Source organism: Nocardia rosealba, assembly GCF_020216065.1.
GTDB lineage: Bacteria > Actinomycetota > Actinomycetes > Mycobacteriales > Mycobacteriaceae > Nocardia > Nocardia rosealba.
This window is the reverse complement of the sequence record NZ_JAIWNA010000007.1, coordinates 106,638-126,601: the sequence shown is the minus strand read 5'-3', so window position 1 is coordinate 126,601 and position 19,964 is coordinate 106,638. Positions and strand designations below refer to the sequence as shown.

Genomic DNA, 19,964 nt, shown 5'->3' with positions numbered 1-19,964 from the left:
AGGTGTGCGCCATGACACACCGACTCTCTGGCAACAGAATCGTAATCTGCCGCTGGCCCGTTACGTGGTGCTATGCCCAGACCCGCTGATGACCTGGCCCAGAACCGGTCCGATGACGGTCGGTGCCGGGTCGGCGAGCATGAGCTGGTGGGTGGTGGCGACGGGGTGATCGACGATGACCCCGCTGATGTGGTGCCGCCACCGCGAAGCTCCGCCGCGGTCGATGCCGCCGGTGTTCATGGCGGTGAAGTAAGTGAGCGTTCCGTCGAACCGGTCCGGGAGGAGTTCGGTCACCAGCGCGACCGAACGCAGCGCGCCCCGGTACATCGCCACGAAATCGTCCCGTGAGATCGGCAGGTCGGCCGCGAGGGTGGTGTGCAGCGCGGCCACGGCGTCGTCACCGAGGTCGGCCAGGTCGTCGGCCGAGGGGAGCTTGTCGTCGGGGATGCCCAGGTCGAGCAGGGCGTGACGCAGTTCGGCGCGGAAGTCGGTGAGGTCGGCGCCGGGCACACTGTCGAGCATGGTCAGCGAGGCCACCGTCTGGTCCGCTGCCTGCAGTCGGGTGGCGACGGCGTGGGCGAGCACACCGCCGAGCGACCAGCCGAGCAGCCGGTACGGGCCGTGCGGTTGGACGGCGCGGATTTCGGCCACATAGCGGTCGATCAGTTCGTCGGCCGTGCCGGGCCGGAAGCCGGGTTCGCTCAGGGCGGGTGACTGGATGCCGATCACCGGCCGGTCGGCGGGCAGGTACGGGACCAGCGACGAATACGCCCAGGCCAACCCGGATACCGGATGCAGGCAGAACAGCGGTTCAGCGTTCGGCGGACCGCCGGCCCGCGTGCGGCCGCGGGCGGCGTCGTTCAGTGGCAGGACGACCGACAGCGCGGCCGCCAGATCCTGCTGTCCCGAACCGCCGAGACGTTCGGCGAGGCCACCCACGGTGGGGTCGGCGAAGAACGCGGCGACGGTGAGCGCGGTTCCGGTGCGTTCGTGCAGGCGGTGGACCACGCGGGTGGCGAGCAGGGAGTTGCCGCCGAGAGCGAAGAAGTCGTCGTCGAGGCCCGGGTCGCCGACACCGAGCACCTCGGCGAAGACCTCGGCGACCGCGATCTCGTCGCCGCTTTCCGGCGCCCGGTACCGGCGCGGTTCGACGACCGGTGCGGGCAGGGCGGCACGGTCGAGCTTGCCGTTCGCGTTGAGCGGCAGCCGATCGAGGACGACGAACACCGACGGCACCATGTACGACGGCAGCACCTGCGCCACCGCGTTTCTGGCGACGGTCGCGGTGAGTTCGGCGTCGGGGGCCGGCACCACATACGCCACGAGCCGGTCACCGAGCTGCGGGTCGGTGGTGGCGAGCACCGCCGCCTGGGCCACCTGCGGCGCCGCGAGCAGGGCCGACTCGATGTCGCCGAGTTCGATGCGGAAACCGCGGATCTTGACCTGGAAGTCGGTGCGACCGCGGTAGTCGAGTTCGCCGTACCCGATGCGGCCGGCGGAGCGTGACCCCGCAGGGCCCTCGGTCGCATCGTCGGCGGGCACAGCGTTCCAGGCGACCAGGTCGCCGGTGCGGTACATGCGGGCACCCGGTTCGAAGGGGTTGGCGACGAAGCGGTCGGCGGTGAGATCGGGGCGGGCGAAGTAGCCTCGGGCGAGCTGGTCACCAGCCAGATACAGCTCCCCCGCCACGCCCGGAGGCACCGGCCGCAGGCGGGCGTCGAGGACGTAGACGCGGCTGTTCCATTCGGGTGCGCCGATCGGCACCGTGGTGCGGTCGGCGGCGGTGACGCGGTGGTCGGTGATCGAGACCGCCGCCTCGGTCGGCCCGTACAGGTTGTGCAGCGCGGCGTCGGTGGCGGCGAGGAACCGCTGAGCCGTGTCGGCCGGGAGGGCTTCGCCGATGGCGAGCACGCGGCGCAGCGAAACCGGAAGTGCGCCTGCGCATTCGGTGAGCAGGGCGTCGAGCATGGACGGGACCACGTGCAGCGTGCTCACCTGCTGATCGGTGAGCACCCGCAGCAGGTACGCCGGGTCGCGGTGCCCGTCCGGTGCGGCGATCACCAGTTTCCCGCCGCTCACGGCGGTGGTCCAGAACTCCCAGACCGAGAGGTCGAAGGTGGCGGCGGTCTTCAGCAGCACGGAGTCGTCGCTGGTGAGACCGAAATGCTCGGTCTTCCACAGCAATTGGTTGACGATGGCGCCATGGGGCACCGCGACACCCTTCGGCTTGCCGGTGGACCCGGAGGTGAAGATGACGTAAGCCGTGTTCTCCGGCCGCAGGTGACCCCGCCGCTCACGCGCCCCGATCGGGCTCGCCGGATACCCGGCGAGATCGAGCGTGTCGATCGCGACGGCATCGCCGAAACCGTCACGTGCGGTGGTCAATACGCACACCGGCGCGGCGGTGTCGAGCACGTGGCGCACCCGGTCGGCGGGCTGATCGGGATCGAGCGGGACATAGGCCGCACCCGCCTGAGCCACCGCGTACATGGCCACCACGAGATCCACGGACCGCCGGATGGCGAGCCCCACCCGGTCCTCCACACCGACACCTTGCGAAATCAGGTGCCGTGCAAGCTGGTTCACCCTTGTCGCGAATTCGCGGTAGGTCAGCTCGGCACCGTCGGGAGCGACCAACGCCACCCGACCGGGATGCCATGCGACCATCTCGTCGAACAACGCGGGCAGCGTGGTCGACGGGCCTTCGTGCCGAGTGTCGTTCCAGTCGTGCAGGATCCGAGCGCGTTCGTCCTCGGACAGCAGATCGATTTCATCGACGGGCCGCTCGGGTGCGGCCGCGATCCCGGCGAGCACCCGCGCGAACCGGTCGGCGTACACCCGTGCGGTCTCGGGCTCGAAAAGATCGGTGGCATAGGTGAGTATACCGTTGATGCCCTGGGCGACGCCTTCGCTGTCGTAAGCGTCGGCGACGATGGCGTGCAGGTCGAACTGCGAGACCGCCAGGTCCACGTCGACGCCTTCGACGTCGGTCTCCCCCAGCTCGAGCCCGGTGCGGGTGAGGTTCTGGAAGGACAGGCCCACCTGGAACAGCGGGTGCCGCGCGGTGGAGCGAGCCGGGTTGATCGCCTCGACGAGGCGTTCGAACGGCAGGTCGGCGTGGGCGAACACCTGCAGGTCCGTTTCCCGTTGCCGCGCCAGCAGATCGGTGAACGGTTCGCCTGCGTTCAGGGTGGTGCGGAACACGAGGGTGTTGACGAACATGCCGATGAGGTCGTCGAGCGCGGCCTCCCCACGACCGGCTATGGGGGTTCCGATGGCCAGGTCGTCGGTGCCGGCCAGTCTGCCGAGCGTCACGGCGAGCGCGGCGTGCACAACCATGAACAGGGTGGCGCCCTGCGCACGGGCCAGGGTGAGCAGCGCGCGGTGGGTGTCGGCGTCGATCTCGATCGGCACCCGACCACCTGCCAGCGACTGGACGGCCGGGCGCGGGTGGTCGGCGGGCAGGTCGAGCTGGTCGGGCAGACCGGCCAGGGCGGTGCGCCAGTAGTCGAGCTGGGCCGAGGCCAGCGAATCCGGGTCGTCCTCGCTGCCGAGCAGCTCGCGCTGCCACAGCGCGTAGTCGGCGTACTGGACGGGCAGGGGCGCCCAGTCCGGCGCGGTACCGGCCGAACGAGCGCCGTAGGCAAGCATCAGATCCCGGCTGAGCGGGGCGAGCGAGCTGCCGTCACCGGCGATGTGATGCACGACGACCGCGAGCACCGATTCCTCCGGGCCGAGCTGGAACAGCGCGACCCGCAGCGGCACCTGACTGCGCACATCGAAACCGTGCGAGCCGAGTTCCCGCATGGCTGTTGGCAATTCGTCGGCCGTCAGGGTGCGCACCTCGAGCCGGGGTGTCGCCTCCGACGGATCGAGGATCCGCTGCACCGGCCCGTCGTCGGTCTCGGGGTAGACGGTGCGCAGAGTTTCGTGCCTGGCCACCAGGTCGGCGACGGCCGCGTCGAGCGCGGCCACGTCGATGGCGCCGGTGAGCCGCACCGCCATCGGGATGTTGTAGGCCACCGACTGCGGATCGAACTGGTTGAGGAACCACATCCGCTGCTGGGCCAGCGACAGCGGGATCCGGGCGGGTCGCTCGCGGGCCACCAGCGCCGGACGCGCACCGGCACCGGCGGATTCGGCGAGCCGACGCGCCAGGGCCTCCACCGTCGGCGCCTCGAACAGCAGCCGCACCGGGAATTCGGTGTCGAGGGCGGCGCCGAGCCGGGCCGCGACCTGGGTGGCCAGCAGCGAGTTGCCGCCGAGGGCGAAGAAGTCGTCGTCGAGGCCGAGCTGGGTGTCGACGTCGAGCACCTGGGCGAAGGTGCCCGCCACGATCTGCTCGACCGGGGTGACGGGCGGGCGGAATTCGGCATGCTCGAGCACCGGCGCCGGCAGCGCCCGGCGGTCCAGCTTGCCCACGGGGGTGAGCGGGATGGTGTCGAGTTCCATCAGCACGGTCGGCACCATGTGCGCGGGCAGGCTGCGTTCGGCGAACGCGGTGAGCTCGGCGGTGTCGACGACGGCGCCCGGCGCGGCATGCACATAGGACACGAGAATCGTCGCACCGCTGTCGAGTTCATGTCCGACAGTCGCGGCGAAGTCGAGACTCTCGTGCGCGGAGAGCACGGCGTCGATCTCGCCGAGCTCGATCCGGAAACCACGGATCTTCACCTGGAAGTCGTTGCGCCCCACGTACTCCAGGGCACCGTCGGTGGTCCAGCGGACCAGGTCACCGGTGCGGTAGAGCCGGGAACCGGCGGGCTCGAACGGATTCGGCACGAAACGTGACGCGGTGAGGCCCGGCCGCGCGTGGTAACCGCGGGTGAGCTGGGCGCCGGTGATGTACAGCTCGCCGGTGACGCCGGGCGGCACCGGGCCGAGCCGGTCGTCGAGCACGTATTCGGCCACACCGGCCAGCGGTCCGCCGATGGTGAGCGGGTCACCGGGTTTCAGCGGCATACTGATGTTGGTGACGATGGTGGTCTCGGTCGGCCCGTACACATTGTGGAACTGCCGAAGACTGCCGTCGGCCAGCGGAATCGCCCAGCGCCGCAGCAGATCCGGCGGACACGCCTCGCCACCCACCGCGACCACCCGGAAGTCGTCGAGACCGGCGGGGTCGATCGAGGCGAGCGCGGCCGGGGTGATGAAGGCGTGACTCACCCGCTCGCGGCGCAGCAGCGCGGCCAGTTCGTCACCGCCGAACACACTCGGATCGACGATCACCATCGTCGCGCCCGCACCGACCGCGAGCAGCAGTTCGAGAATGGACGCGTCGAACGACGGGGACGCGAAATGCAGTGTCCGCGAGTGCGCTTCGACCCCGTAGTGCTTGCGCTGTTCGGCGCTGAACCCGGCGAGCCCGGCCTGCGACACCGCCACACCCTTGGGCAGACCCGTCGAGCCCGAGGTGTAGATGACGTAGGCGAGGTCCTCGGCGCGGATCTGGCGCACCCGGTCGGCATTGGTGACCGGCACACCGGAGAACTCGTCGAGGCGCGCCACCGTTGCCGCGTCGTCGATGGCCAGCCACTGCACCTGCGCGGGCAGCCGCTCGGCCGCGCTCGCGACGGTCAGCCCGAACACCGCCCCGGAGTCGGTGACCATGTGCGACACCCGATCCGGCGGGTAGTTCGGGTCGACGGGCACGAAACCGGCACCGGTCTTGGCTACCGCCCACACCGCGAGCACCGACTCGATCGAGCGCGGAATCCCCAGGGCCACCAGGTCGCCCGCGCCGATCCCGCGCGCGATGAGCAGGCGCGCGATGCGGCTGGACCGCTCGTCGAGCTCGGCGTAGGTGAGGCTACCGAGGGTGCGGGTGGCATCGGCCAGCACCACGGCGACACCGTCGGGAGCGGTCTCCACGGCGGTGGCCAGCAGCTGCGGCAGCGCGGTCACCCGGGCGCGGCGTGTGCGCACCGGGCGGGTGCGTACCGGTCGTGTCATCGCGAATCCACCTCATCCGTCACCGAAACTGCCTCGGTCATGGTTTCAGACCGCGGCGGCGCTCAGCTCGGCGAGTACCAGGACCACCTCGGCCCGGCCCGCGTCGCCGGGTGCCGCGTCGTCGGCGATCACCGCGCGCAGATCCTCGAGCTCGCCCGTATCCACCGCGTCCAGACCGGCCCGGTCACCGAACAGGTGACTCACCCATTCCTCGGCGAGCGCGTCCGACGGATCGCCGGTGACCAGCACCATCGACGCACCGGCCACACCGGCCGCGACCGGTTCGACGACGGCCGCGAAGGTGTCGGTCGCGGTGGCGAAGGTCCGCGATTCGAAGGTGAGCTCGGCCTCGGTGCGCACCCGCGCGCCCGCGGTGGCGAGGTCGTCGTAGCTGCGCACACCCTCGGCACCGACGAAGGCCGGGTCGCTGCCACGCAGGGCGCGGGTGCGGTCGGCGTAGGTCACCGGGCGGGCCGACTGCGTGGACAGTTCGGTGCGCACGGCGGGATCGTCGAGCACCACCCAGTCGAGCTCGGACGAAGGTGCCGTGCCGGTGGTGATGCCGATCTTGGCCGTCGGCTCGGCCGCCGTCTCCCGCGAGAACGGCACGATCGCCGCGCCCGCCTTGAGCACCGCCCACACCGCGACGGCCCAGTCGGCGCCACGCGGAAGGGCGAGGGCCACACCGGAACCCGGTCCGAAGCCACGCGCGATCAGCAGGCGTGCCAGGCGCGAGGAGCGGGCGTCGAGCTGTTCGAAAGCGACCTGCTCGTCGCCCCAGACCAGCGCGGGACCATCTGGGTCGTCCTCGGCGGCGGCGGTGAACGCCTGGGTGAGCGTGGTTCCACCGGTCGCCGTGGTCGGCGCGGGCGCCTGGGCGGCGCCTGCGAGCAGCCGCGCGCGTTCGCTCTCGTCGAGGATGTCGATGTCGCCGACGCGGACCTGCGGGTCGGCGGCCACCGCCGTGAGGATACGAGCGAAGCGCGTACCGATGGAGCGAACGGTCGCCTCGTCGAACAGGTCGATGGCGTAGTTGAACAGCGCGACCAGCTCACCGGGCGCGCCCTCGTCGGTGTAGCGCGGCTCCACGTCGACCTGCAGGTCGAACTTGGCCGACACTCCGGTGTCGAGCGCGGCGACGGTGAGGCCGGGCAGTTCGAGTGCGGCGGTCTCGTTGTTGCTGAAGGTCAGCGCCACCTGGAACAGCGGGTTGTGCGTGCTGCTCTTGCCCGGCGCCACCACCTCGACGACCCGCTCGAACGGCAGATCGGCATTGGCGAACGCGCCGAGGTCGGTTTCGCGGGCCAGGTCGACGGCCTCGTCGAACGAACCGGCCGGGTCGAGGGCGGTGCGCAGCGTGAGCGTGTTGACGAACATGCCGACCAGCTCGTCGAGCGCTCGCTCACCACGACCGGCGACGGCGGTGCCGATCGCGATGTCGGTGCTGCCCGACAGCCGGGCGAGCAGTACGGCCAGCGCCGCGTGCACAACCATGAACAGCGACGACTTGTGTTCGCGCGCAAGGTGATTCAGCTGCTCGTGCACCTCGGCGGGCAGCCGCAGCTCGGTGGTCGCGCCGCGCAGGCTCGGCACCGAGGGACGCGGACGGTCCTGGGGCAGCTCGAGCAGCGGCGGCATCCCGGCCAGCTGGGTGCGCCAGTAGTCGAGCTGGGCGGCGGCCACCGAACCCGGCTCGTCGTCGGCGCCGACCACTTCGCGCTGCCAGAGCGCGAAGTCCGCGTACTGCACCGGCAGCGGCGTCCACGCCGGGCTCTGCCCACCCGTGCGGGCGACGTAGGCGGTGATCAGGTCGCGCGCCAGCGGGGCGAGCGAGGCGCCGTCGGCGGAGATGTGGTGCACCACGAACACCAGCAGCGAATCCGACGATCCGTCGGTGAGCAGCCGCGTCCGCACGGGCACCTCGCGGGTGACGTCGAAGCCGGCGCTCGCGAGTTCGGCGACGCGGCCGAGCACGTCGTCGGTGGTCTCCACCACGAGGCCGTCGGGCAGCACATCGGTGACCGCCAGGATCTCCTGGTACGCGCCGGTCTGCTCGGTGGCGGGGAAACGGGTGCGCAGCGATTCGTGCCTGCCGAGCACATCGGCGATGGCGGCGTCGAGCGCGGCCACATCGAGGTCCCCGGTGAGGCGAAGCGCGAAGGGCAGGTTGTAGGCGCCCGATGCAGGGTCGACCTGGTTGAGCACCCACATGCGCTGCTGTGCCAGCGACAGCGGAATCCGCTGTGGGCGGGCGGCCGGGACGAGGGCGGGCCGTGCGCCGGCACCGCTCGCGCTGATCCGGGCGGCCAGCGCGGTCACCGTCGGCGCCTCGAACAGGTCGCGGATGCTGATGTCGGCGTCGAGCGCCTCGTTGATCCTGGCGATCGCGCGGGTGGCCAGCAGCGAGTTGCCGCCGAGGGCGAAGTAGTCGTCGTCGGCGCCGACGCGGGCCATGCCGAGCAGTTCGGCGTAGACGCCCGCCACGATCTCCTCGGTGGGCGTGGCCGGTGCCCGGAACTCACCCGCGGTGAAGGTGGCGGCGGGCAGGGCCTTGCGATCGAGTTTGCCGCTGGGGTTGAGTGGCAGTTCGTCGAGCGCGACCAGCGCGGCCGGAACCATGTAGGACGGCAGGATCTCACCGATGGCGGCCAGCAGTGGCGCCGGTTCGATCGTGGCGCCCGGCTTCGGCACCGCGTACGCCACGAGCTGTTCTCCCGCAGGCGAATCCGCGACGATCGCCACGGCCTGGCTCACGGCGGGCTGGCCGAGCAGCGCGGTCTCGATCTCGCCGAGTTCGATGCGCTGACCACGGAACTTCACCTGGAAGTCGGTGCGGCCCAAGTATTCCAGCGTGCCACGGCCGTCGGCCTGCGTGCGCCACACCACCAGGTCGCCGGTGCGGTACATGCGCGCGTTCGCGCCGAAGGGATTGGCGACGAAGCGGTCGGCGGTGAGGTCCGGCCTGGCGACATACCCGCGTGCGAGCTGGTCACCGGCGAGGTAGAGCTCGCCGACGACGCCCGCGGGAACCGGGCGCAGCCGCGAATCCAGTACGTACACCTGGGTATTCCACTCCGGCACACCGATCGGCACCAAGCCGCGGCCCGGGTCGTCGGCGGGCCAGTAGGTCACCGAGACGGCGGCCTCGGTGGGCCCGTACAGGTTGTGCACGCGGGCATCCGAGACCGCGCGCATGGCGGCGACGGTCTCCGGCGGCAGCGCCTCACCGATCGCGAACACGTCGCGCAGGGTGGGAATGCTGCCCGGGGCGGTGTGCGCGGCGAAGACGGTGAGCATCGAGGGCACGAAGTCGGTCATCGTGACACGTTGTGCCGCAATGGTTTCGGCGATGTAGGCCGGGTCGCGGTGGCCGTCGTGGGTGGCGACGACCAGCTTCGCGCCGGTGCGCAGCGGCATGAAGTAGCCCCACAGCGACACGTCGAAGGTGGTGGCGGTCTTCTGCAGGTACACATCGCCGGGGCCGAGCGGGTATTCGGCGAGCATCCAGGCGATCTGGTTCTCGATCGCCGCGTGCGACACCGCGACACCCTTGGGCCTGCCGGTGGAGCCGGAGGTGAAGATGACGTAGGCGGGGTGCTGCGGCAGCACTGGGCGCGCCAGCTCGGACGCGGTCAACGGTTCTGCCGAGAAGTCCCGCAGCGCAACGGTATCGATCGAGATCACCGGCGTTCCGGCGGGCACCTCGACCGCGTCGGCGGTGGTGGTGAGCACGCACACCGGCTGCGCGGTGTCGAGAATGTGAGCGATGCGTTCGGCGGGGTGGTCAGGGTCGAGCGGCACGTACGCGCCACCGGCCGTGACGATGGCGTACATGCCGACAACCAGATCGAGCGAACGCCGAACGGCCAGCGCCACATACGATTCCGGGCCGACACCGTCGGCGACGAGCTTGCGCGCCAACCGGTTGACCCGCGCGTCGAACTCCCGGTACGTCAGTTCGCTGCCCTCGTAGGCGAGCGCGACCGCGTCGGGGTACTCGGCCACCGCACGGCGGTAACCGTCGAGCAGCAGCGCGGGCGCCAACTCGTGACGAGTGTCGTTCCAGCCCAGCAGGATTCGATCCAGCTCGGCCTGCTCCATCAGCTCGTGCCCGCCGAGCGGGGCCGCCGGGTCGGCGACGATGGCGGTGAGCAGCCGGACGAACCGGGCGGCGATACCTTCCACGGTCGCCGCGTCGAACAGGTCGGTCGCATAGGTCAGGCCGACCACGATGCCGTGCGGCACGCCGTGACGGTCGGTGTCCTCGACCATCTCGAACTGCAGGTCGAACTTGGCGAACGGGATGCTCAGGTCCACCCCGCTGACGGTCATCCCCGGCAGCTCGAGAGCGGTGCGCGCCATGTTCTGGAAGGCGAGCATCACCTGGAACAGCGGATGCCGAGCGGTGGAACGGGCCGGGTCCAGCAGCTCGACCAGCCGCTCGAACGGCACGTCGGCGTGGCCGAACGCGGCCACGTCGGTGGCACGCGCCTGGGCGAGCAGTTCCTCGAAGCCCATCGCCGGATCCACCTCGGTGCGCAGCACGAGGGTGTTGACGAACATGCCGATGAGGTCGTCGAGGGCGGCGTCACCACGGCCGGCGACCGGCGTGCCGATCGCGATATCGGTGCTGCCCGACAGCCGCGCGAGCAGCGCCGACAGCGCCGCGTGCACCACCATGAACAGCGTCGAGTTGTGGGTGTGCGCGAGCTTGTCCAGCGCGGCGTGCACGTCGGCGGGGATGCGGAAGTCGAAGGTGGCGCCACGGTAGGTGGCCACCGAGGGGCGCGGCCGGTCGGCCGGGAGGGCGAGCTGGTCGGGCAGGCCGGCGAGCTGGGTGCGCCAGTAGCCGATCTGCTGAGCCAGTACCGATTCCGGGTCGTCCTCGGTGCCGAGCACGGCGCGCTGCCACAGCGTGAAGTCGGCGTATTGCACACGCAGCGGTGGCAATTGGGGTTCGGACCCCGCGCTGCGCTGCACATAGGCGGTCATCAGGTCGCGGGTGAGCGGGCCCATCGACACACCGTCACCGGCGATGTGGTGGACCACGCAGATCAGCACATGCTCCTGCGCGGTGAGCCGCAGCAGCCGCAGCCGGATCGGCGGCGCGAGCGACACATCGAAGCCGACACCGACGGTCTCGGCGACGAGCCCGGGCACCTGCTCCTCGGTGACCTGCTCGCAGGCCATCTCCGGCACCGCACGCGGATCGGACACCGGCAGAATCAGCTGCTGACCGGCGCCGTCGACCTGCGGATACATGGTACGCAGCACCTCGTGCCTGGTCACCAGGTCGCGTACCGCCGCGCGCAAGGCGTCGACGTCGAGCGCGCCCGACAGCCGCACCGCGATGGGCATGTTGTTCACGGCACTGGCCGGATCGAACCGGTTCAGGAACCACATCCGCTGCTGCGCGAACGACAGCGGAATGATCTCGGGCCGCTCCTGGGGCACGAGCTCCTGACCGGAACCGGTGCCGATGTGGCGTTCCACCCGTTCGGCAAGCGCCGACACGGTGCTCGCCTCGAACAGCACCTGCACCGGCACCCTGGTGTCGAGCGCGGCGCCGATGCGGGTGGCCGCCTGGGCGGCGAGCAGCGAGTTGCCGCCGAGTTCGAAGAAGTCGTCGTCGGCGCCGACCCGGATCTCCTCGTCGCCACCGGTGGTGAGCAGGGCGGCGAAGACGTCGGCGACGATCTCCTCGACCGGAGTGGACGGTGCGCGGAACTCGCGCGCGGCGAACACCGGTTCCGGCAGCGCGTTGCGGTCGAGCTTGCCCACCGGGGTGAGCGGGATCCGGTCGAGCACCATGATGGCGGCCGGAATCATGTAGCCGGGCAACGACTCCGAGAGGAAGGCGTCGACGGCGGGGATGTCGAGGGTGGCGCCCGCGCGCGGCAGCACATACGACACCAGCGCGGTGACGCCGGAGGGCAGGGTCTTGCCGAGAGTGGCCGCGAAGTCGATATCGGGGTGGGCGGTGAGGGCGTTGTCGATCTCGCCGAGCTCGATGCGGAAGCCGCGGATCTTCACCTGGAAGTCTGAGCGGCCCATGTATTCGATGACACCGTCACCGGATTCGCTGCGGCGCACCAGGTCGCCGGTGCGGTACAGCCGGGCGTTGGCGTCGCCCGCCTGCGCGCCGAACGGGCTCGCGACGAACCGCTCCGCGGTCAGGGCAGGCCGGTTCAGATAACCCTGGGCCAGCGCGGGGCCGGACAGGTACAGCTCGCCGATCACCCCGGCGGGCACCGGTCGCAGCCGCGAATCGAGCACGAACGCACCGATTCCGGCGATGGCGGAGCCGATCGTCACCGGGGCGGCGGGATCCATCGGCGAGGTGCTGGTGGCGAGGATGGTCGCCTCGGTCGGGCCGTAACCGTTGTAGAAGCGACGGTCACCGACGGCCCAGCGGCCGACCAGTTCCGGGCCGAACTTGTCGCCGGCGACCACGACGACCTTCAGATCGTCGAGATCGGCCGCCTCCACCGATTCCAGCGCACCGGGGGTGATGAGCATGTGCGACACCCGCTCGCGGCGCAGCAGGTCGGCCAGTTCGAAACCGCCGAACACCAGCGGCGGCGCGATCACCAGGGTGGCGCCCGCCGAGAACGCCAGCAGCAGCTCGAGCACCGACACGTCGAAGTTCGGTGAGCACACGTGCAGCACGCGCGAGTCGGCGGTGACGCCGTAGTGCTCGCGTTCGGCGGCGACCAGCGGGGCGAGGCCGGTGTGGGTGACCACGACGCCCTTGGGCTTGCCGGTGGAGCCGGAGGTGTAGATCAGGTACGCCGGATGACGCTCGTCGAGCGTGCGGACGCGGTCGGCGTAGGACACCGGGTGCGCGGGCTGGGCGGCGATCCGCTCGGCGGTCGCGGTGTCGTCGAGCTCGAGCCACGGCAGCGTGGTGCCGAGGACCGCGCGGTGCGCGGTGGTGGTGAGGCCGAGGACCGCGCCGGAGTCGGACAGGATGTGGCCGATGCGATCGGCCGGGTAGTTCGGGTCGACCGGAACATAGGCCGCACCGGTCTTGGCGATGGCCCACACCGCGAGCACCGATTCGATGCTGCGGGCGATGCCGATGGCGACCACGTCGCCGGGGCCGATGCCGCGCCCGATCAGTTCCCGCGCCAGCTGGGCCGACCGCTGGTCGAACTCGGAATAGGTGAGCTCGCGCTGATCGGCGGACTCGCCCGTGGGATTGAAGCGGACTGCCACCCGATCGGCCGACGACTCGACAGCGGCGGTCAGCAACTGCCCGAAAGTCGGACTGCTCGACCGGCGACGGCGGTTACCGCGGGCAGAACGACGGGCAGTTTCCATGCGGGATCATTCACCTCTCATCGAGCCTGACGCGCGGCCACAACCGCACCGTGCAGATCGAGCCATCATATCGACCGTCCACACACATACCGGGATCGCGCCGGTAGCCCCCAGAATCTCGGGCCCAGAGGAGTATCGGCGCCGGCTTTGTCGCTGTTGCCGCTTCAACGGCAAAGTGACGGGGCTCATACGAACCACCGTCACTAGATCGTGCCTGTTTGCGGGCGATATCCGCTCAGTGAGCCGACGGGCCCCATTCCATCGGAACGCCCTTGGAAGCCAGGTACGGCAGCGGGTCGATCTTGGCGCCGCCCTGATCCCAGATCTCGAGGTGCAGGTGCGGGCCGGTGGACTGGCCGCGGTTGCCGACGGTCGCGATGACCTGGCCCGCGTTCACCCGCTGCCCCTCGCTGACGAGCATGTCGTTGACGTGGCCGTAGACCGCGGTGGTGCCGTCGTCCTGCAGCACCCGCACCCACAGGCCGAAGCCCGAGGCCGGGCCCGCCTCGACGACGGTGCCGCTCATGACGGAGTGGATCGGGGCGCCGAGGTTGTCGGCGAAATCGATGCCGCTGTGCATGGCACCCCAGCGAGCGCCGAAGCCGGAGCTGATGGGACCGGCGACCGGGCGGGCGGCCTGCGGCGGCGCGACCTGGTGCTGGATGCCCTGGAGAATGTCTTCGACCTGCGCCAGCGGACCGGAGATCTCCGGGGGCAGGTTGCCGATGCCGAACGGGGCGGCCACCGGAGCGGCGATGGGGGCTGCGACGGCCTGCACCGGCGCGGGCGCCTCGACGTGGGAGGCGACTTCCTGCGCGGCGACGAGGTTCACGTCTTCGCGGGCCGACTCGGGAACGACGGATTCCTCGACGTCGTCCTGGGTGGTCGGCAGCAGCGGAGCGGCGTAGGCGATGGCGGGGACGACCTGCGCGGCGGTCCCGACCAGGGCGCCCGCGGCGACCGCGGCACCGGCGGCGGCCCGCACCCGCTCGGTGCGCGAGGGCGCGGCGCGGTGCCGGCTGGGGCGTCCGGCGCCGCCGTCGGCCAACAGGGCCTTGACGGAGATCGAATCGGGGCCCATACGGTGCTGCGACAAGGTTTCGTCCTAGCGTCCGGCGACAATGACGGTACGAAGCCGATCTCGCGATCGACCTGGGATCTCTCCCGATGCCGAACTATGTGTAACGGTTCGGCATCCGTCGTGACGTGAACTGTACCGCGCCGTGATCATTCCGCAACCTTCGGTGGCAAATTCCCAGGTGAATCGCGTGTTGACTAGTAACGAGCCCAAGATCGAGACGGGTAACCGAGAGCGTCGCGGGGGCTGGACACCGGTTCGCCGGGCCACACTCTTGGCATGGTGATCGAGAGCTTGCGCGTCCCCGTCGTCGCTGCGCCCATGGCGGGCGGCCCGTCCACTCCCGAGTTGGTGGCCGCGGTGTCGGCCGCGGGCGGGTTCGGTCAGCTGGCCGCCGGATACCTCGGCACCGAGGCGGTGGCCGCGCAGATCGCCGCGACCAGAGCGCTCACCCCCGGACCGTTCGGCGTGAACCTCTTCGCGCCGGGCCCCGTCGCCGATCCGGCCTCCTACGCGGGTTACCTGGCCGAACTCGGGATCGAGTTCCCGCTCGGCACGCCAAAGCACGACACCGACAGCTGGGCCGACAAGCTCGACCTGCTGATCGAGGAGCCGGTCGCGGTGGTGTCGACCACCTTCGGTTGCCCCACCGCGGTGGAGGTGGACCGGTTGCACGCCGTCGGCTCCGAGGTCTGGGTGACGGTGACCTCGCCCGCCGAGGCCGCCATCGCGCTCGACGCGGGCGCCGACGCACTGATCGCCCAGGGCGCCGAGGCGGGCGGGCACCGCGCGTGCTTCCTCGACGACCCGGCCGACGACCCGATCGATCCCCTCGGCCTGCTTGCCCTGCTGCAACTGCTCACCGCCGCCACCGATCGCCCGATCGTCGCCGCGGGTGGCATCGCGACCGGCGCGGCGGTCGCGGCGGTCCTCGCCACGGGCGCACGGGCGGCGCAGGTCGGCACGGCCCTGCTGCGCTGCCCGGAAGCCGGAACCAACGCGGTGCACCGTGGCGCGATCGGCTCGACCGAACCGACCATGCTCACCCGCGCCTTCACCGGTCGGCGTGCGCGCGGCATCCGCAACCGGTTCCTCATCGACCACACTGCTGGCGCGCCCGCGGCGTATCCTGAAATCCATTACGCCACTTCCCCTTTGCGCGCAGACGGCCGGGTTTCGGGCAACGCGGATCAGGTGAATCTGTGGGCCGGGCAAGCACATTCGCTCAGCACCGAGCAACCAGCGGGCGAACTGGTCACCACTCTGTGGTCGGACGCGAAATCCTCGCTGCGCCGTGCCCTTTCGGACTGAACCCCGCTTATCGACAACGGATTTCGTTTACACTCGGCCGGGCATCGCATTCCACCGAACACTTCGAGCAGGAGGAGAGCGCCATGTCCCTCGATGTCCCGGCAGCCTTACTAGAACGCGCCGAACAGGGCGATATCGACGACGCGGAATTCGTCGACTGTGTCCGCCGGTCGCTGCCCTACGCCTGGGAAGTGGTGAGCCGGGTCGCCGGTGATCTGCGTGCGGGCACCGACGAATACGCCGACAACCGAATCCCGCCGCCGGACGAGGCGGCCCGCGGCCAGCTGTTGCGTGCCCTCGCCTCCGACGCCATCCGCGGTGGCCTGGAACGCCACTTCGGGGTCAAGTTGGCCTTCCAGAACTGCCACCGGGTCGCGGCCTTCCCGCTTTCGGCGGTCGGCGGGGAAACCTACACCCGCTACATCAGCCCACGCGCCCAGCTCTTGAACCAGAGTCCCGAGCTCCGCAACTGCTGAATCTTCGGCGGGCGGCGAAAGGGCGGGCGTGGAAGTGATTCCACGCCCGCCCTTTTCGTCGTTCTAGACCGTGACGACCTCGAGCTCGCCTTCGGCGTACTGGGCGCGCAGGCGCTTCTTGTCGAACTTGCCGACGCTGGTCTTGGGCACCTCCGCGATGAAGGTCCAGCGCTCCGGCAGCTGCCACTTGGCGAACTTGTCGGCCAGGAAGTCACGCAGCTCGGTGGCCTCGGCGGCCGCGCCCTCGGCCAGCACGATGGCGACCAGCGGGCGCTCGTCCCACTTCTCGTCCGGCACGCCGATCACAGCCGCCTCGGCGACGGCCGGGTGGCCCATCACTGCGTTCTCCAGGTCGACCGAGGAGATCCACTCGCCGCCGGACTTGATGACGTCCTTGGAGCGGTCGACCAGGGTCAGGTAGCCGTTGGGGCTGATCTTGCCGACATCACCGGTGCGCAGCCAGCCGTCGTCGAACTTGTCCGGGTCGACCTCGGCGCCGGTGGGCGAGTAGTAGGAGCCGGTGATCCAGGCGCCGCGCACCTCGAGCTCACCGAGGGACTCGCCGTCGTTGGGAACGACCTTGCCGTCGTCACCGACGAGGCGGGCCTCCACATTGGCCGGGAAACGGCCCTGGGTGTAGCGGTACTCCCAGGCGTCGTCGCCCTCGACACCGGCGGGCGGGTGCGCGACACTGCCCAGCGGCGAGGTCTCGGTCATGCCCCAGGCGTGCAGGATGCGAACGCCGTGCTTCTCCTCGAAGGCGCGCATCATCGACGGCGGCACCGCCGAACCGCCCACGACAGCCGTGCGCAGATGCGAGATGTCCTGCGGCGCGGCCGCCAGCGCGGCGAGCACACCACCCCAGATGGTCGGCACCGCGGCGGCGAAGCTCGGCTTCTCGGCGGCCATCATCTCCAGCAGCGGCGCGGGCTGCAGGAAACGGTCCGGCATCAGGATGTTGGCGCCCGACATCAGCGCCGCGTACGGCAGGCCCCAGGCGTTGGCGTGGAACAGCGGAACGATCGCGAGCACGTAGTCGCCGCCGTGGAAACCCATGCCGTTGGGCGAGTTCACCTGCATGGCGTGCAGCCAGTTGGAGCGGTGCGAGTAGACGACACCCTTCGGGTCGCCGGTGGTGCCCGAGGTGTAACACATCGCGGCGGCCGAACGCTCGTCGACGACGGGGAAGTCGAACTCGGCGGACTGGCTGTCGAGCAGCTCACGGTAGGAATGCACCTGCACGCCCTCGGGCGCGGTGAGCGCGGCCGGGTCACCGTTGGCGACGATCACGTGCTTGACCGTCTTCAGGTTCGGCAGGTACTGAGCGAACAGCGGAACCAGCGTGCCGTCGACGATCACCACCTGGTCCTCGGCGTGATTGGCGACGAACACCAGCTGCTCCGGGAACAGCCGGATGTTGAGCGCGTGCAGGACGGCGCCCATCGCGGGGACCGCGATGTAGGCGGTCATGTGCTCGTTGTTGTTCCACATGAAGGTGGCGACCCGGTCGCCCTCGTCGATGCCGAGCCCGCGCAGCGCGTTGGCCAGCCGAGCGGAATCCGCGCCGAGCTCGCGGTAGGTCATGGTGCGAACACCGTCGCCGGTCCAGGTGGACACAGTGGAATCGCCTTGGAAAGTGGCGGCATAGTTGAGCAGTTTTGCCAGCGAGAGCTGGTCGTCCTGCATTGTGCTCAGCATCGGTGCTCCTTCGAATCCCTCGCCGCGGAATGATCCACGTCACACGGGATGTTACCGAAAGGTTTGGCCCGGGCAACGGGTTCCTCAACCAAGATTCCGGTCTCGACCTTGTCGGCGCGGACGGGTAGCCCGGCCGTACTGTGACCGGCATGGCTGTTGACCGCATGTTGCCCACCGAAGAAGCGCGCGACCTGATCGAGCTGACCCGTGAGATCGCCGACAAAGTGCTCGAGCCGCGCGTTGCCGAAAGCGAGAAGACCGGGGTCTTTCCCGAGGGCGTTTTTCCCGCCCTCGGCGCGGCCGGACTGCTCAGCCTGCCCTACCCCGAGGAGTTCGGTGGCGGCGCGCAGCCGTACGAGGTGTACCTGCAGGTGCTCGAGGAACTGGCGAGCCGGTGGGCGGCGGTCGCGGTGGCGGTGAGTGTGCACGGGTTGTCGTGCCACCCGCTGTTCACCTATGGCACCGACGAGCAGAAGCAGCAGTGGCTGGCCGGGATGCTGTCGGGCGAAACCATCGGCGCCTACAGCCTTTCCGAGTCACACGCCGGTTCCGACGCGGCCGCGCTGCGCTGCCGCGCGACCCCCGTCGACGGTGGTTACCGGATCACCGGAACCAAGGCCTGGATCACCAACGGTGGCCGCGCCGACTTCTACACCCTGTTCGCGCGCACAGGTGAAGGCTCGCGCGGCATTTCGTGCTTCCTCGTGCCCGCAGGCACCGAGGGGCTGAGCTTCGGCAAGCCCGAGGAGAAGATGGGTCTGCGCGGCATCCCGACAACCACCGCCGCCTACGACGACGTCTTCCTGCCCGCCGAACGCCGCATCGGCGAAGAGGGACAAGGACTTTCGATCGCCTTCAGCGCCCTCGACGCGGGCCGCCTCGGCATCGCCGCCGTCGCCACGGGTGTGGCCCAGCGCGCGCTCGACGAGGCCGTCGCCTACGCCAAGGAGCGAGAAGCGTTCGGCCGCAAGATCATCGATCACCAGGGCCTCGGCTTCGTGCTCGCCGACATGGCCGCCGCCGTCGACACCGCCCGCGCCACCTACCTCGACGCCGCCCGCCGCCGCGACGCCGGTCTGCCCTATTCGCGTCAGGCCAGCGTCGCCAAACTCGCCGCCACCGATGCCGCGATGAAGGTGACCACCGACGCCGTCCAGGTGTTCGGCGGCTACGGCTACACCCAGGACTTCCCCGTGGAGCGCTACATGCGCGAGGCGAAGGTGATGCAGATCTTCGAGGGAACCAATCAGATCCAGCGCCTGGTGATCGCCCGCCATCTCGCCGGGTGAGCAATTCGGCAACGCGCTGATCATCCGTGGTCAGCGCGTTCACCGCAACCGGTCAGTAAACTGGACGGCATCTCGACACCTCGACGAAATGAGGCGTGCGATGCTGTGGTGGCTGGTCTTGATCCTGGTGTTATCGGTGGGCGCACTGCTGTACCTGCGCGCCGAACAGAACAAGCGCACCGCCCGCGAATTCGACGAGGCACGAGCCGAGGCCAGGGTGGGCATCGAACGCCTCGGCGGCCAGGTCTACGCCCTCGCCCCGCGCAACGAAGCCGCCCGCCAAGCCCTCGCCGACGCCTCCGAACGCCACACCGCCGCCACCGCCCAACTCGACCGCGCGCGTTCACCCCACCAGGCCGACCTCGCTCGCCGCACCGCCCTCGAAGGCCTCTATTACATCCGCGCCGCCCGGCAGGCGATGAACATGGACCCCGGCGATCCCATCCCCGCCCTCGACGGCCAAGACATCGCGGGCCGCGTCGAACAGTCCCGAACCATCGACTACAACGGCCGCCGCATCACCGCCTCCCCCCACCCCTCCCCGACCACCGGCCACTACTACCCCGGCGGCCGAGTCGCAGGCCGCCCCGTCCCCGCGGGCTGGTACTCCGAACCCTGGTGGAAGCCCGCCCTCCTCGCCGGCGCCTGGGGAGCAGGCTCGGTCCTGTTGTTCTCCGCCTTGTTCGCCGGTATGCACGGCATCGGCTACGACGCCGAAGCCTTCGAAAACGGCACCGGCCAAGCCGCCACCCCCACCCCCACCGACCTCACCGACCCCGGCTACGACACCGGCACGTACCCCGCCTTCTGACCGAGCCCACCAACCCACCCACCGCG

Annotated in this window: 8 protein-coding genes; 4 read left to right on the top strand and 4 right to left on the bottom strand. The window is 70.2% G+C overall.

Going from position 1 to position 19,964, the window contains the following annotated elements:
• Positions 1–60: 60 nt before the first annotated feature.
• From LDL21_RS23775 to LDL21_RS23765, 3 genes are all read right to left on the bottom strand, one after another.
• Entirely contained in the window at positions 61–5,925 is a 5,865-nt protein-coding gene (locus LDL21_RS23775; RefSeq protein ID WP_372462221.1) for a non-ribosomal peptide synthetase, read from the bottom strand.
• Between the two features lie 72 nt (positions 5,926–5,997).
• Positions 5,998–13,275 (bottom strand): non-ribosomal peptide synthetase, encoded by a 7,278-nt coding sequence (locus LDL21_RS23770; RefSeq protein WP_225281823.1) that lies wholly within the window; start codon positions 13,273–13,275, stop codon positions 5,998–6,000.
• Between the two features lie 235 nt (positions 13,276–13,510).
• Positions 13,511–14,371, bottom strand: a complete 861-nt coding sequence (locus LDL21_RS23765; protein WP_225281822.1) for a M23 family metallopeptidase — start codon at positions 14,369–14,371, stop codon at positions 13,511–13,513.
• 261 nt (positions 14,372–14,632) lie between these two features.
• Between LDL21_RS23765 and LDL21_RS23760 the strand changes: the two genes are divergently transcribed.
• Positions 14,633–15,664 (top strand): NAD(P)H-dependent flavin oxidoreductase, encoded by a 1,032-nt coding sequence (locus LDL21_RS23760; RefSeq protein WP_225281821.1) that lies wholly within the window; start codon positions 14,633–14,635, stop codon positions 15,662–15,664.
• Between the two features lie 83 nt (positions 15,665–15,747).
• Complete coding sequence (locus LDL21_RS23755) at positions 15,748–16,140, top strand: SCO5389 family protein (RefSeq protein ID WP_225281820.1); 393 nt, start codon at positions 15,748–15,750, stop codon at positions 16,138–16,140.
• A gap of 63 nt (positions 16,141–16,203) precedes the next feature.
• Here the strand turns inward: LDL21_RS23755 and LDL21_RS23750 are convergent, their stop codons facing one another.
• The gene (locus tag LDL21_RS23750; protein WP_225281819.1) at positions 16,204–17,838 is read right to left on the bottom strand and encodes a long-chain fatty acid--CoA ligase; all 1,635 of its coding nucleotides are present in this window, start codon (positions 17,836–17,838) and stop codon (positions 16,204–16,206) included.
• A gap of 149 nt (positions 17,839–17,987) precedes the next feature.
• On the opposite strand from LDL21_RS23750, the gene LDL21_RS23745 reads away from it, so the two are divergent.
• Together LDL21_RS23745 and LDL21_RS23740 are read left to right on the top strand one after the other, a co-directional pair.
• Positions 17,988–19,127 (top strand): acyl-CoA dehydrogenase family protein, encoded by a 1,140-nt coding sequence (locus LDL21_RS23745; protein WP_067641039.1) that lies wholly within the window; start codon positions 17,988–17,990, stop codon positions 19,125–19,127.
• Between the two features lie 100 nt (positions 19,128–19,227).
• The gene (locus LDL21_RS23740) at positions 19,228–19,938 is read left to right on the top strand and encodes a DUF1542 domain-containing protein (RefSeq protein WP_225281818.1); all 711 of its coding nucleotides are present in this window, start codon (positions 19,228–19,230) and stop codon (positions 19,936–19,938) included.
• Positions 19,939–19,964 lie beyond the last annotated feature (26 nt).